Source organism: Labrenzia sp. ATLA3 (assembly GCF_057180185.1).
The window spans coordinates 167,158-182,257 of record NZ_JBXUKV010000008.1; the positions used below are offsets into that span (position 1 = coordinate 167,158).

Annotated in this window: 12 protein-coding genes; 7 read left to right on the forward strand and 5 right to left on the reverse strand. The window is 59.3% G+C overall.

All coding sequences use genetic code 11. The annotated features are described in order from the left end of the window. Positions 1 to 42: 42 nt before the first annotated feature. From AC2A6O_RS22390 to AC2A6O_RS22400, 3 genes are all read right to left on the reverse strand, one after another. Positions 43 to 510 (reverse strand): HPr kinase/phosphorylase, encoded by a 468-nt coding sequence (locus AC2A6O_RS22390; RefSeq protein ID WP_498930434.1) that lies wholly within the window; start codon positions 508 to 510, stop codon positions 43 to 45. Next, positions 507 to 2,324, reverse strand: coding sequence for a sensor histidine kinase (locus AC2A6O_RS22395; RefSeq protein ID WP_148582216.1), 1,818 nt, complete (start codon positions 2,322 to 2,324; stop codon positions 507 to 509). Before AC2A6O_RS22395 ends, AC2A6O_RS22390 begins: the two co-directional genes overlap by 4 nt. 102 nt (positions 2,325 to 2,426) lie before the next feature. After that, positions 2,427 to 3,125 (reverse strand): response regulator transcription factor, encoded by a 699-nt coding sequence (locus tag AC2A6O_RS22400; RefSeq protein WP_148582215.1) that lies wholly within the window; start codon positions 3,123 to 3,125, stop codon positions 2,427 to 2,429. Between the two features lie 503 nt (positions 3,126 to 3,628). Here AC2A6O_RS22400 and AC2A6O_RS22405 point away from each other — a divergent pair. The 7 genes from AC2A6O_RS22405 (at position 3,629) to AC2A6O_RS22435 (ending at position 13,015) form a co-directional block, all read left to right on the forward strand. Then, on the forward strand, positions 3,629 to 5,239 hold the full coding sequence (locus tag AC2A6O_RS22405; RefSeq protein WP_498930436.1) for a phosphoenolpyruvate carboxykinase: 1,611 nt from the start codon (positions 3,629 to 3,631) through the stop codon (positions 5,237 to 5,239). 243 nt (positions 5,240 to 5,482) lie between these two features. Continuing rightward, positions 5,483 to 5,818 (forward strand): XdhC family protein, encoded by a 336-nt coding sequence (locus AC2A6O_RS22410; RefSeq protein WP_162529958.1) that lies wholly within the window; start codon positions 5,483 to 5,485, stop codon positions 5,816 to 5,818. Positions 5,819 to 5,834: 16 nt separating this feature from the next. Next, positions 5,835 to 6,461, forward strand: a complete 627-nt coding sequence (locus AC2A6O_RS22415) for a LysE family translocator (RefSeq protein ID WP_498930438.1) — start codon at positions 5,835 to 5,837, stop codon at positions 6,459 to 6,461. A 3-nt stretch (positions 6,462 to 6,464) separates the two neighbouring features. Further along, complete coding sequence (locus tag AC2A6O_RS22420; protein ID WP_498930440.1) at positions 6,465 to 7,160, forward strand: XdhC family protein; 696 nt, start codon at positions 6,465 to 6,467, stop codon at positions 7,158 to 7,160. Continuing rightward, the gene (locus AC2A6O_RS22425; protein WP_498930442.1) at positions 7,157 to 8,773 is read left to right on the forward strand and encodes an NTP transferase domain-containing protein; all 1,617 of its coding nucleotides are present in this window, start codon (positions 7,157 to 7,159) and stop codon (positions 8,771 to 8,773) included. Before AC2A6O_RS22420 ends, AC2A6O_RS22425 begins: the two co-directional genes overlap by 4 nt. 291 nt (positions 8,774 to 9,064) lie before the next feature. Continuing rightward, entirely contained in the window at positions 9,065 to 9,271 is a 207-nt protein-coding gene (locus AC2A6O_RS22430; RefSeq protein ID WP_148582210.1) for a hypothetical protein, read from the forward strand. 324 nt (positions 9,272 to 9,595) lie between these two features. Further along, entirely contained in the window at positions 9,596 to 13,015 is a 3,420-nt protein-coding gene (locus AC2A6O_RS22435; protein ID WP_498930445.1) for a PAS-domain containing protein, read from the forward strand. Between the two features lie 147 nt (positions 13,016 to 13,162). On the opposite strand, the gene AC2A6O_RS22440 is transcribed toward AC2A6O_RS22435, so the two are convergent. Both AC2A6O_RS22440 and atpD read right to left on the reverse strand, forming a co-directional pair. Next, on the reverse strand, positions 13,163 to 13,570 hold the full coding sequence (locus tag AC2A6O_RS22440; protein WP_148582208.1) for a F0F1 ATP synthase subunit epsilon: 408 nt from the start codon (positions 13,568 to 13,570) through the stop codon (positions 13,163 to 13,165). A 92-nt stretch (positions 13,571 to 13,662) separates the two neighbouring features. Beyond that, on the reverse strand, positions 13,663 to 15,087 hold the full coding sequence (atpD, locus tag AC2A6O_RS22445; RefSeq protein ID WP_498930447.1) for a F0F1 ATP synthase subunit beta: 1,425 nt from the start codon (positions 15,085 to 15,087) through the stop codon (positions 13,663 to 13,665). Positions 15,088 to 15,100 lie beyond the last annotated feature (13 nt).

The following is a 15,100-nucleotide window of genomic DNA, read 5'->3' on the forward strand; positions in this document are numbered from 1 at the left end:
CAACAGCTTCGTCAGTTGCAAGCAAAAAACGCCCCTGCCACCTCAAATATAATCCGGTCCTTTGGGGAAAAGTGTACGCAACGCCCAGCGGATCAGGCGCAGACTATGCGCCGGATCGTTTTGCGGGCACACAATCACCGGCAGCTGCACGCCATCAAGGACGACATGCCCCAGAGGCTGTTCCGGCATCCGCTCGATGGTTTCGGCAGAGGTCAGGTCGATGGCCAGGTGAATTTGCGCGCCCGGCGCAAAAGGCGCTTCAACGACACCGAAGCCCCGCACTTCCATCCGGCCTTCAATAGCCTGCGGCGCATGCGCCTGAAGACGTCCGTCAACCGCAGCAATATGGGTGTAGTCGTCGGCCACCAGTTGCCCGAGATTGCCTTTGGCACGCGCCGCTTCGACCAGATAGTCTGCAAGGGAGGACTTGCCGCTTCCCGCACCGCCCCGGATCAAGAGGCCGGCTGTTCCCACGATCACGCAATTGGCGTGAACGGCCGGAGGGGTCACTTGCTCCGTCCCGCCGGCAGATAGATCGTGAAACGGGCCCCTGCAATCTTCTGTTTGCCGTCCTTGCCGGGCACCAACCGATTTGTTGCATCGATGGTGCCGCCGTGGGCCTCGATGATCTGCCGGGTGATCGACAGGCCGAGGCCGGAATTGTTGCCGAAGCCCTCGCCATCCGGCCGGTCGGTATAGAAGCGTTCGAAAATGCGCTCGGTGTTTTCCGCGCGGATGCCGGGGCCGTCATCATCGACAATGATCTTGATCATCCGGCCGTCCCGGCTGAGGTCCACCCGAACCGTGCCCGTGGCAGGCGAAAAGGACCTGGCATTGTCGAGAAGATTGCTGACCACCTGGCCAAGGCGAATATCGTGACCCTGCATCTGATAGGGTTTGGGGCCCTGAGCGTCGGCGACGGCCAGCTTGACGCTCGCCTCATCCGCCCCCGATCGCTGGTTTGCCGCATCCGCCATGTTGCGCAGCAGTTCGGCAAGGTCGATCGGTTCAGCCTGGATCCGGGCCAGTTCCGCATCGAGACGGGACGCGTCCGAAATGTCGCTGATCAGCCGGTCGAGGCGGCGGACGTCGTGCTGGATCACCTCCATCAGCCGGTCCTGCGAATTCTTCGACTTGGCCAGCGGCAAGGTTTCCACCGCGCTGCGCAGCGATGTCAGCGGGTTCTTCAATTCGTGTGCGACGTCTGCGGCAAACTGCTCGATGGCATCGATCTTGTTGTAGAGGGCATGGGTCATTTCCCGGAACGAGCGGGCCAGATGGCCGATCTCGTCCTGGCGATCCGAGAAGTCGGGTATCTCTTCACGGGAGGTCGAGCCCCGCCGCACACGGTCCGCCGCGGCCGCAAGGCGTCTGACCGGGCCGGCAATGGTCCCGGCCAGAAGGATCGACAGAAGAATCGTCACGGTGGCGGCAAACAGAAATACTCGGATGATGGCGATGCGTTCGGCTCGCACGATGGCGTCGATGTCGCCGCCCTGGGTCGACAACAGCAGGGACCCAAGCACCGCCCGGAACCGCTGGATCGGCACGGCAACGGAGACGATCAGTTCGCCCCGCTGCGAGATCCGCGTCACACTGGCCGGCGACCCGGCAAGCGCCGCCTCCACTTCGGGATAGGCGCGGCCGTCACCGCCGCCGACGTCCTGGTAGATCGGCAAGTCACCCTGGCGTAGCCAGCGCTTGACCCATTGCCAGGCAGAATCCCAGAAGCCTTCCTCCTCCGCCGTGGGCGGCGGCAGATCGAAACGCAGGATCTGGGCGCTGGTATAAAGGTGACGGCTGTCGAGAATAAGGATGCCTTCCGGATCATAGATCCGGGCCCGCGTCTTGGTCGGCGAGATCAGACGGCGCAGCACGGGACCAACCCGTTCCGGATTGATCGGAAAATCGAGGCTGTCGAGATCTTCCTGGGTCGGGGTGATGCTTTCGCCCGCCTGCAACTGCAACAGGCGCTCCGGGTCGACGGTGATCGTGCCCGTGTCGACGGTGGCCGAAGCGGCAATGGCCCCGGCAATGATCTCGCCCTGGGTCAGAAGGCTTTGCACCCGGGCGTCAATCAGACCGGCGCGAAACTGGTTGAGATAGAGAATGCCGATCACCAGTGCCAGCAGACCCACGAGGTTGATGGCAATGATCCGCCGCGTCAGCGACGACAGCACATAGGTCCCGAAGATACGGCCCAACTGGTTAAGCAGGCGGCGGCGGATGCGCTTGTTGCCGAGACGGCGCAGACGGGAACGTTCCGAACCGTTCTGAGGTTCAGAGGCACCAATCTCTTCCGCGCTCTCGCTTTCCACCGCCATTCGGACTCACATTAGATCAAAGGCTGCTCAATCCAAACAGATTGAACAGCCAGAAGCGATCGTTTCCAGACTTCACCGGGACTGACACTTGGGCAGCCCGCTTCAGACTTCCCGGAAACGGTAGCCGACGCCGTAGAGGGTTTCGATCATGTCGAAGTCGTCGTCCACAACCTTGAACTTCTTGCGCAGCCGTTTGATGTGACTGTCGATGGTGCGGTCGTCCACATAGACCTGATCGTCATAGGCGGCATCCATGAGCGCGTTGCGGCTCTTGACGACGCCCGGGCGCTGCGCGAGCGCGGACAGGATCAGGAATTCGGTTACGGTCAGTGTGACGGGTTTGCCGTTCCAGGTGCAGGTATGGCGCTCCTGGTCCATCACCAGCTGGCCCCGTTCCAGCAGCTTGTCGGCATCGTCGCGCGGTGCGGATGCATCGCGCGGCTGCGCCCGGCGCAGCACCGCGCGCACACGCTCGACCAGAAGCCGCTGGGAGAAGGGTTTGCGTATGAAATCGTCGGCGCCCATCTTCAGGCCGAACAGTTCGTCGATCTCGTCGTCCTTGGACGTCAGGAAGATCACCGGCAGATCGGAGTTCTGGCGCAGGCGGCGCAGCAGCTCCATGCCGTCCATACGCGGCATCTTGATATCGAAAATTGCAAGTTCCGGCGGGTCGCTCTGCAGGCCGTCGAGCGCCGATGTACCGTCGGTGTAGGTTTGAACGCGATAGCCTTCCGCTTCCAATGCTATAGAGACCGAAGTCAAAATGTTGCGGTCGTCATCGACCAGGGCAATTGTCGGCATGCTTTATTTTTCCATTTCCGGCAACGCACCGATGGCGCGCATCGGCATTAATGTAACACACAGCCTTTGGCCTGCTAAATGCGCATAAATTAAGGCAGTCCGCCCGCAGGTAAGCTTGCAGGACGCAAAGACCGCCCTGCCGGCTGCATTGGTGGGGATCTGCGCAAAAGATTTCAAGAGACCAATTGGACGTCAAGTCTCCGATATCATCGGTCTGGTTCAGGCGAGTCTGCACATCAGGCGCGAATTGGACGCATTTTCTTTCGTCTCGACCAACAATTCGAACATTCCGAAAGTTTCGGATTTTAGTTCGGTGTCCAAATTAATCATTGGCAATTTATTGGTCATTTTCAATCGATTAAACAATTACATAGCCCCTTTTGTAGTCTTGCTGCCGTTTGGTCATTCCACTACGTTCGCAGCCCTCACAGCCAGATTTAGCTTTTCTTAACTTTCTCTGGCCGTGACCAGTAACTAGCCCCCATCACGAGGACTGCGGGAACATGCAAGAAGTAGGCGTCAGGAATCCTTCAATCGGTTGCGAAACCTTCGGCTTCAAGGGCCTGAAAGCGCTCTATTGGAACCAGAATGAGCCTGCTCTTTATGAATTTTCCCTATCGCGCGGCGAGACGCAGCTGGCTGCCGGTGGCGCCATTGTCGCGGAAACAGGCATCCACACGGGCCGCTCGCCGAAGGACAAGTTTGTTGTTCTCGACGATGAAACCCGCGACACGGTCTGGTGGGACAACAACGCGCAGATGTCGCAAGCCAATTTCGACGTGCTCCTGGCCGATTTCCTGGCCCACGCAGAAGGCATGGAGCTGTTTGCGCAGGATCTTTACGGCGGTGCCGACGCGACCCACAGTCTGCCGGTGCGCGTCTTTACAGAGTATGCCTGGCATTCGCTCTTCATCCGCAACCTTCTGCTACGGCCTGAAAGCGCCGAGCTGGAAGGCTTCACTCCGGACATGACCATCATCGATCTGCCGAGCTTCAAGGCGGATCCGGCACGGCACGGCTGCCGCTCGGAAACGGTGATCGCCTGTGATCTGACGCGCAAGATCGTCCTGATCGGCGGCACCTCCTATGCGGGTGAAATGAAGAAATCCGTCTTCACCATGCTCAACCACCTGCTGCCCGCCAAGGGCGTCATGTCCATGCATTGCTCGGCAAATGTCGGCGACGACGGTGATACCGCCGTTTTCTTCGGCCTGTCCGGCACCGGCAAGACCACCCTCTCCGCTGACCCGTCCCGCACGCTGATCGGCGACGACGAGCACGGCTGGAGCGAAAGCGGCGTCTTCAATTTCGAAGGCGGTTGCTATGCCAAGACCATCAAGCTTTCCGCTGAAGCCGAGCCGGAGATCTTCTCCACCACCCAGCGCTTCGGCACCGTTCTTGAAAACGTGGTACTGGACGAAAACCGGGTGCCGGATTTCGACGACAGTTCAAAGACGGAAAACACCCGCGCCGCCTACCCGATCCACTTCATTTCCAATGCCAGCGACACCGGCTGCGCGCCGATGCCGAAGACGATCATCATGCTGACGGCCGATGCCTTCGGCGTCATGCCTCCGATCGCGCGTATGACACCGGCCCAGGCAATGTATCACTTCCTGTCCGGCTACACCGCGAAGGTGGCCGGCACGGAAAAAGGTGTGACCGAGCCACAGGCAACCTTCTCCACCTGCTTCGGTGCCCCGTTCCTGCCGCGGCATCCGTCCGAGTACGGCAACCTGCTGAAGGACCTCATTGCCAAGCACAACGTTGATTGCTGGCTGGTCAACACCGGTTGGACCGGCGGCGCATACGGCACCGGCCACCGCATGCCGATCAAGGCGACCCGCACATTGCTGACCGCTGCGCTCAACGGCAGCCTGAAAGAAGCCCAGTTCCGCACGGATGCGAATTTCGGTTTCGATGTACCGGTTTCCGTCGAAGGCGTGGACGATAAGATCCTGACCCCGCGCGAAACCTGGGCAGACAAGGATGCCTACGACGTACAGGCCGCCAAGCTGGTGGAAATGTTCGTCAAAAACTTCGAAACCTTTGAAGACCATGTCGATGGTGCGGTGCTCAATGCAGCGCCCGCCGTGCACATGGCAGCCGAATAAGCCCGAAAAAAATATCCCACACAAACTTGACGGCCCCTCCCTGTGAGGGGCCGTTTTTTCTTGTCCGACCGATGCTGCCTGCGTGAATGCGAGACCGCCTGCCATCAGGCTGGACGCTGAGAACATCCAATGCTCGCCATTCGCCGCGAAAAGCAGATGTGGCCTTTGCTTTCCCGCGGTTGCTCCCTTTCATCAAATTCAGAAAGATCTATATTGAAGGACCTACCTTCAAGGGGCGACGTCATGACGGCCACAGAAACGATTTCCATTCCAGATGTTCTGAAAACCGCCGAAAATTGGCGCGGTTCCGGGCGTTCCGTTGCGCTGGCGACGGTGGTTGAGACCTGGGGCTCCGCACCGCGTCCGGTCGGCTCCCATCTGGTCATCGATGCGGAAGGCAACTTCGAAGGCTCCGTCTCCGGAGGCTGTGTCGAGGGGGCGGTGGTGTCCGAGGCAATCGATGTGATTGAGACCGGCAAACCGACAACGCTGGAGTTTGGCGTTGCCGACGAGACCGCCTGGCGTGTCGGCCTGTCCTGTGGCGGACGCATTCGCGTTTACGTCGAGCCTGTCAGTTGACCCCGGATCCGAATTGATGACCACGGAAACACTGCTCGCCTTCATCGCCGCAACAGCGCTGTTTGCCTATATGCCCGGCCCGGCCCTGCTCTACACCGCCGCGCAGACCATCGCCCGCGGACAGCACGCCGGCTTCATGGCGGCCGCCGGCATTCACCTTGGTTGCTACGCCCACGTTTTTGCGGCCGCCTTCGGCTTGTCGGCCGTCTTTAGCGCCGTGCCGACGCTCTATCTTGCGCTGAAGCTGGTTGGCGGTGTCTATCTGGTCTTTCTCGGCGTCCAGATGATCCGCACCCGCGTGGCCGCAGCCCCGGTCCCCAACCTGCCTCAAAAATCCGCAAAGCGGGCCTTTGTCGACAGCATCCTGGTGGAAATTCTCAATCCCAAGGTCGCCGTTTTCTTCATCGCCTTTCTGCCGCAGTTCGTCACCCCCGACGCCGGACTGCCGATCTGGGCGCAGTTCCTGATCCTGGGCACAATCGTCAACTGCGCCTTCACCTCGGCGGATATCATCACCGTGCTGTTCGCCAGCGAGGTGAAAAAACGCCTGACCAAGGCTTCCAGGTTTCAGAGTCTCACACGCTGGCTCGGTGGATCGCTTCTGGTGGGGCTTGGACTGAAACTGGCAACGGACCGCGCATAGACCATGGATATTTCTCTGCTCAGCGAGCTGAACAAGGACCGCGCCGCACGCCGTGCGGCAATCCTGGTGACGGAGATGACGGACGGGCGGCAACGCCTTGTCCGCAAATCCGACGATTTTTCCGCCGATCCCCTGGCGGAGGAACTTGCAAAGCGGTTCCGCTCCGGAAAATCCGGCATGATCACCGGTGAGAACGGCGAGGTCTTTCTGAACGTCTCCCTGCCAGCCCCGCGGCTGGTCGTGATCGGTGCCGTCCATATCAGTCAGGCGCTTGTGCCTATGGCCGAGATTGCCGGGCTTGATGTGACCGTAATCGATCCGCGCACTGCCTTTGCCACCGACGACCGGTTTCCCGGTAGCACGCTCAAGGCGGAATGGCCGGAGGACGTGTTGAAGGACACGCCGCTCGACGCCTTTACGGCCGTGGCAGCCGTCACGCACGATCCGAAGATCGATGATTTCCCCTTGATGGAAGCGCTGAAGACCGGCTGTTTCTATGTCGGGGCGCTTGGCAGCCGCAAGACCCACGGCAAGCGGCTGGAACGCTTTACAGACGCCGGTCTTGCACCCGAGCTGTTCGACAGGATCGACGCACCAATCGGCCTCGATATCGGTGCAGCGTCGCCGGAGGAGATCGCGGTCGCCGTTCTGGGAGCCATCATCAAGGCGCTGCGAACGGCCCCGGGAGCTGCCGCATGAAATTCGGCCCCTGTCCGCCGGAAGAAGCTGAAGGCTGTATTCTCGCGCATAGAACGGCCCTGCCGAACCGTGTGCTGAAAAAAGGCCACCGCCTGAGCGGACAGGACTGTGCCGACATGACCGCCGCCGGGATCGACAGTCTGATGGTCGCCCGAATAGAGGCCGGTGACACCGGCGAGGACGCGGCTGCCGAACGGCTTGCCACTGCCGCCGCAGGAACGGGCCTTGAAACCGACACCGCCTTTACCGGTCGCATGAACCTTTATGCCGCCACCAACGGTGTTCTGGTGGTAGATGCGGAAGCCGTGACCAAGACCAACCGGATCGACCCGGCCATCACCTTCGCGACGCTGCCAAACTATACAAGGGTTGTTGCCGGTCGCATGGTTGCGACCGCAAAGATCATCTCGTTTGCCGTGGCGCAGACGCAGCTGCAGGCAGCCGAACGCGCTCTCAAGGGCGCTGTCCATGTTGCCGGCTTCCGTCCACGCAAGATCGGCCTTGTGGCGACGCAGTTACCGCATCTGAAGCCGTCGACCATGGACAAGACCCGCCGTGTGCTGGAGGAACGGCTCTTGCCGAGCGGATCGACCGTGCTGAGCGAGCACCGGGTTGCCCACACCCAAAACGCCGTCGCCGATGCCCTGCTGGCGCTGAAGGAAGAAGGTGCCGATCTTCTGATCCTGTTCGGAGCCTCTGCCGTCGTCGACCGGCAGGACGTTCTGCCTGCGGGTCTGGACCTTGCCGGAGGCACCGTCCATCACCTGGGCATGCCGGTCGATCCGGGCAATCTGCTGATGCTTGGCAGTCTGGGTGACACTCCCGTGCTGGGGGCACCGGGCTGTGCCCGCAGTCCGAAGGAAAACGGTTTCGACTGGGTTCTCGATCGTTTGCTGGCCGGACTGGGGGTTCGCCCGGACGATATTACCGCCATGGGGGTTGGAGGCCTGCTGATGGAGATCGGAACACGGCCACAGCCGCGCGAGGGCAAACGCAAGGGCAAGGCCGCCAAGATCGCCGCGCTAATCCTTGGAGCCGGTAAATCGTCCCGCATGGGTGGGCCGAACAAGCTTCTGGCGACGCTGGACGGAAAGACGCTGATCCGGCACGCGGCAGAAGCTGCAACCGATGCCGGTCTGGCACAGACCGTCTTGGTCACCGGCCATCTGGCGGAGGAGATTGGGGCCCAGGTAGACGATCTGGGCATTACACTGGTGCATAATCCCGATTTTGCCGATGGCATGGCCGGGTCCATCCGCACCGGCATGAATGCCCTTGCAGCAGACACCGATGCGGTGATCATCCTGCTCGGAGACATGCCGCGCATCGGCAGCGATGTTCTGAAAAGGCTGATCGACGCCTACCAGGAAAACGACAACAGTCTGATCGTCACGGCCACGGCGGACGGCAAACGGGGCAATCCTGTCCTGTGGGACCGGCGGTTCTTCGATGCCCTCAAATCGCTGAGCGGCGACGTCGGTGCGCGCCATATCATTGGCGACAATCCGGGATTCGTGGCCGAGGTCGAGATTGGCGCGGCGGCAAGACTGGATCTCGATACGCCCGACGCGCTGCAACAGGCCGGAGGCAAGTTACCTGGTACGGAAGGCTAAAACTTTGGCCTTTCGAAGTAAGCTGAAGCAATAAAGCCAAGCGATAACACTACATTAACCCGGTATGCACTCAGTGCAGGCCGGAATTGCCAGCTATTCTATTGCAATTTTGTGACACGCCGCTTATGTAATGCCTGCGCTTGCTGAAGGGCACCCAACAGGGTTGGACTACGGATGACGTCCCGGGCGCCGCTTACATCCGATTTCTGTCGAAAGCTGTTCGGATCCTCCCTCCCGAGGATGCTCGAGCGCTTTTGTCACTTGATTAAAAGAAGAACGAAGGAAAACGTCATGGCTGACTTCTCTCTCCCGCGTCCGGGCTGCTGCAAATGGGCAGAAGGCGATGCTGGTAACTACATCTTTCCGTGCACCACGCGCGTTGAGCCCGGTGTTTCTTATTGCACCGAACACAGTGCCATCGTCTACATCCCGCCGGAAGAGCGCCGCCGTAACCGTTCCGGTGGTGGCATGAGCCTGTCTTTCCGCCGCGCGGCGTAACGCATACAAGCTGCTTTCACCGAATAGCAGTCATTTCGTGGAACACCACGTACCTTCAAAACCCGGTCATCAGGCCGGGTTTTTTGTTGTCTGGAATTCCCGACCGCTGCGCCTTGGAAGCTTCAGCCTCCTGATAGAAAGCAACTTCCGAATAAAAGAACAAAGTATTTCGACTTAACTATTGATATAAATACCATATATAAATTTCTCAGAAAGAGACATGAACTCTCCTGTCATTTTATACCATAGTTCATACGTAGACAATTTTAGTCTATTTCGAACATTAATGCTTTGTTTTGTTTCTGTGCCGTAGAGTTATCGGGTTTGAAACTGTCTATTGACGCGGTCGTCGGAGAGGCACAGAGCATCATGAACCCTGTGCAGGGACATAACGAACAGGACCGACTGGATTCACTTGCGTCACTCGCAATTCTAAATTCTGATCGCCTCCCGGAATATGACGACCTGGTCGAGACCCTTGCCACGATCTTTGAGGCGCCGTCCGCCTTCATTTCCATCGTTGGAAAGGACGATCTCTGGTTCAAGGCCAGGACCGGCATCACTCTCGATGACACACCCAGAAGCGGAACCTTTTGCGATCAGGCGATCCTCTCGCGCGACGTGATGGTTGTGCCGGATGCTCTGGAAGACGACCGTTTCCGGAACAGCCGCCTCGTAAACGGTCCACCTCACATACGCTTTTACGCCGGCTATCCGCTTTCACTGGACGGCACGCATATTCTCGGGGTCCTCTGCGTTGTCGATACCAGACCTCGGCAGCCAAGCGAACAGCAGCTCCGTCAATTGCGGCGGATGGGAACCATCGTGCTTGGCCTGATGAAATCCCATAGCGCCCAAAAGGACACGCAAGCTGCCCTTGCAGAAGCCGAGGAACAGCAACGGCGGGCCCTACGGAAAAGGGACCTCCTGGAGGAGATCACGACGGTTTCCGGTGTCGGAGGCTGGGAGGTCGATCTCGACACAGACACGTTGACCTGGACAGACAAAACGCGGGAAATTCATGAAGTCGGCAGCGACTTCATGCCAACCGTCGAAATGGCACTTTCCTTTTATGCACCGAATTGCCGCCACCAGATCTCCGATGCCGTCGTCAAGTGCATTCGGGATGGTGTCCCTTGGGACCTGGAACTTCCCTTCATCACCGCTAAAGGGCGCAAGAGATGGGTTCGGACCGCAGGAAGGCCCATTGTTGAAAACGGTCGCACGACTCGTCTGGTTGGCGCGTTCCAGGACATTACCGAGCGCAAACGGTCCGAAGAGGCTATCTTGCAATCCGAGGCCGTTCACCGGACCACTCTGGAAACCTTGAGCGAGGGCATTCTTCTCCTGAACAAAGACGGCAAGATCCAGTCGTCCAACCCTGCAGCCGCCGCACTGCTCGGCTATTGCGGCGCGGACATGCAAGGCAGGAAGCTGCAGGATCTCGAGCTGGACATCCTTTGCGAAAAAGAAACCGACGTTTCCGGCGGCACACTTTTGCAAATGGTGGCGGAAGATCCGGAGAGGGTGCGCAATGTGGTCGCAAATGTGAGCCGGCGCGGCGTCGACCGGTCCACCTGGCTGAGCCTGAATGCAAAGCCGATCGGCGACCAGAATGCCTTTGGCCTTGATGGCGTCGTTCTTTCCCTGACCGACGTTAGCGCCGTCAAGCGACAGGTTATCGCCCTTCAGGCCATCTTCGACAATCTGCCCGGCGGCCTTGTCTACTATGATCCGGAAAGACGGCTGGCAGTTTGCAACAAGGACTTTCAGAGGCTTCTGCAACTGCCGCAGGAGTTCATTGATCGCAAGGCGCATCTTGTTGAGGTGGCGACCTACCTGGCCGAACGAGGAGATTATGGTCCGGGAGATCCCGGTAAACTTCTCGAAGAAAGGCTCAGGCATTTCGACAATCCCAAACCGCATATCTACGAACATGTCAGCCCCGATGGGACCCATCTGGAGGCGCGCGGCATTCCCCTGCCCAGTGGGGGACTTATCAGCAGTTTCTTCGATATTTCGGAACGCAAACAGGCAGAGCACGTTCTCCGTCATTCCGAGGCTGTACATCGGACGACACTCGAAACGCTCAGCGAAGGCATCCTTCTGCTAACCCATACCGGCGATATCCAGTCGGCCAATCCCGCTGCTGTCGATTTGCTTGGCTTTGCAGGCACGGACCTGGTCGGCCTGAATGTGTCCGACATCGATTTCGGGCTCCGGTGCAGCCTCAAGGGCAAGCGTGAATGTCACGCCCCCCTGGAGTTGGCGTCCCGTGACCCCGGGATAGTGCGAGACGTCGTTGCCCGCTTGATACCAGCCAATGGGCAACCACGGCGATGGCTGCGCCTGAGTGCCAGGCCCGTCAACGTGGATCAGGACTTCGATCTTGATGGTGTCGTCGTCTCGCTGACCGATATCACGGAGGCCAAGCAACAGGCCGATACGCTGCAAAGCATCTTCGACAACTTTCCAGGAGGGATCGTTCACTATGACGAAGCGTACCGGCTGGCCTCAAGTAACGAGCAGTTCCTAACCCTTCTGGATTATCCCCAGGACCTGATTGACCGCAAGCCGAGCCTCTACGACTTCTTCCACTATAATGCCGAAAGAGGTGACTACGGTCCTGGTGATCCAGAGACGCTCGCCATGGAGCGGTACAAACAATATGATTTGAAAAAGCCGCAGGTTTTTGAGCGACGTGCCGCCAACGGATCCTACATCGAAACCCGCAGTACGCCCCTGCCCTCCGGCGGCGTGATCCATAATTTCTATGACATCACCGACCGAAAGAACATGGAAGAGCAACTGGCCTCGAACGAACGGCTGGCCAGGCACCGAACCCAGGAACTCGAAGCCATTCTCGCCAACATGCGACAGGGGGTCAGTGTCTTCGACGTGCGTGGCCAGCTGACGCTGTGGAACCGGCAGTACATTGAAATCTTCAGGAAACCTGAGAGCGAGGTGCAGGAAGGCGTCAGCTTGATCGCCCTGCTTCAGGCAGAAAAAGAACGCGGTGAATTCGACGGAGATGTTCAGGAACACGTGATGGATCTGATGATCCGCCTTTCCGCAGGTGAAGTCGTCCGGTCCAAATTCCAGCATCCCGACGGCAGGATCATCAGCGCTGTGCATGCCCCCCTTCCCGACGGGGGATGGATCGGCACCCATGAAGACGTCACCTTGCGCGAGGAGGCTGCGGAGAAGATCAGGTTCGCGGCGCATCACGACACTCTCACCGGCCTGGCCAACCGCACGCTTTTCAATGCCAAGCTAGACGAAGCCCTCACGGCCGCCGCCTACAACGGGATTGCCGGTGATCTGATGATGCTTGACCTGGATAAATTCAAACCTGTCAACGACCGCTTCGGCCATGATGTCGGCGACGCGTTGCTGAAATCAGTTGCACAGCGACTGCGCGAATGCGTGCGCTCTTCAGATCTTGTCGCCCGGCTTGGCGGCGACGAATTCGGGATCATCCTCACGGGAACCGGCTCCGGCAATGCCGGAACAGCAGAGATTGCCGACCGTATTGTCCGCAAGCTCGGCGCACCGTTCGTCGTTCACGACAACATCATCACAGTCGGGGTGAGTGTGGGCATTTCGCCTATCACCGGCGCCGAACTCGATCCAAGCCCGGTCTTGAAGCGCGCGGACCTCGCACTTTACGAGGTGAAGAGAAACGGCCGGAACGGCTTCAAGTTTTTCGAAGAGGATGGCTCCGTACAATTCGCCCGGGCCTGAGCCATTCGCGTCCTTGCCCGCAAACCAGTTCGTGTGCCAGCTGGCTGGTGGAAATTGAACCCTGTCAGGCCCGCGTTCCCCCTTCCCCAAAACAAAAACGCGGCCCGTTTCCGGACCGCGCAATTGACTTGAGCTTGAAATGTCGGATCAGGCCTTTTTGAGAGCCTCGACAACGTCCTTCAGCTGACCCAGTGTCATTTCGGCCTTCTGACGCGAGGCATCGTCCTTGGCGTCGGCCACATCTTCCTGCGCATTCGCGATAGCTTCATCGAGCTGCTCGCGGCTGATCTCGCCAACCGGTACAGCCTGTTCGGCCAGAACGGTGAGACCGCCTGCGGCAACGTCGGCAAAGCCGCCGCGCACGAAGTATTCGTCCCAGCCACCAGCTTCGCTGCGCACCTTCAGGATGCCCGGCAGAATGGTGGAAATGAACGGGGCATGGTTCTTCAGAACGCCAAACTCGCCTTCGGAGCCCGGTACAACAACCTCGGCAACCTGTTCGGAGAGGAGCTGGCGCTCCGGCGAGACCAACTCAAACTGGAAAAGTTCAGCCATTTGGCGTCTTCCTTGTCAGTCTAACTCTGATGGCAAGCCATCAAACATGAAGAAGACGGACGCCCGAGACGGGCGTCCGGTCAATTCGCCGATCAGGCGGCTTCTGCTGCCAGGCGCTGTGCTTTCTCGATGGCTTCATCAATGGAGCCGACCATGTAGAAAGCTGCTTCCGGCAGGTGGTCGTATTCGCCTTCGACCAGACCCTTGAAGCCCTTGATGGTGTCTTCGAGAGCAACCAGCTTGCCCGGAGAACCGGTGAAGACTTCAGCCACGAAGAACGGCTGGGACAGGAAGCGCTCGATCTTACGGGCGCGGGCAACGGTGAGCTTGTCTTCTTCAGACAGTTCGTCCATGCCCAGGATGGCGATGATGTCCTGCAGAGCCTTGTAGCGCTGCAGTGTCACCTGAACCGCACGAGCCGTTTCGTAGTGCTCTTCACCGATGATGCGGGCATCCAGCATGCGGGACGTGGAGTCCAACGGATCCACAGCCGGGTAGATGCCTTTTTCAGCGATCGAGCGGTTAAGAACCGTCGTAGCGTCCAAGTGAGCAAAGGTCGATGCCGGTGCCGGGTCGGTCAAGTCATCGGCCGGAACGTACACGGCCTGCACGGACGTGATCGAGCCCTTGTTGGTGGTCGTGATGCGCTCCTGCATGCCGCCCATGTCGGTGGCCAGCGTCGGCTGGTAGCCCACAGCGGACGGGATACGGCCGAGAAGTGCGGACACTTCGGAACCTGCCTGGGTGAAGCGGAAGATGTTGTCCACGAAGAACAGCACGTCCTGGCCCTGGTCACGGAAGTGTTCTGCAACGGTCAGACCGGTCAGAGCAACACGTGCACGGGCTCCCGGGGGCTCGTTCATCTGGCCGTAAACCAGAGCAGCCTTGGAGCCTTCTCCGCCGCCTTCCTTGTTCACGCCGGATTCGATCATTTCCCAGTAAAGGTCATTACCTTCACGGGTACGCTCGCCAACACCGGCAAACACGGAGTAACCGCCGTGCGCCTTGGCGACGTTGTTGATCAGTTCCATGATGAGAACGGTCTTGCCCACGCCGGCACCACCGAACAGGCCGATCTTACCACCCTTTGCGTACGGAGCCAGAAGGTCAACGACCTTGATGCCCGTCACAAGGATTTCAGCTTCGGTGGACTGTTCGATGAACTCCGGAGCTTCCTGGTGGATAGCACGCTTGCTTTCGTGCGGGATCTCACCGGCTTCATCGACCGGCTCGCCGATCACGTTCATGATACGGCCCAGGGTGCCGTCGCCAACCGGCACCACGATCGGTGCATCGGTGTCGACCACTTCCTGACCGCGCACCAGACCCTCGGTGGAGTCCATCGCGATGGTACGTACCGTATTTTCGCCAAGGTGCTGAGCAACTTCGAGCACAAGACGTGTGCCCTGGTTGTCAGCTTCAAGAGCGTTCAGGATCAGCGGCAGGTGGTCATCGAACTTGACGTCGACAACGGCGCCGATGACCTGGGTGATCCGTCCGACCTTTTTGTCAGCCATATCCCTAATCCTC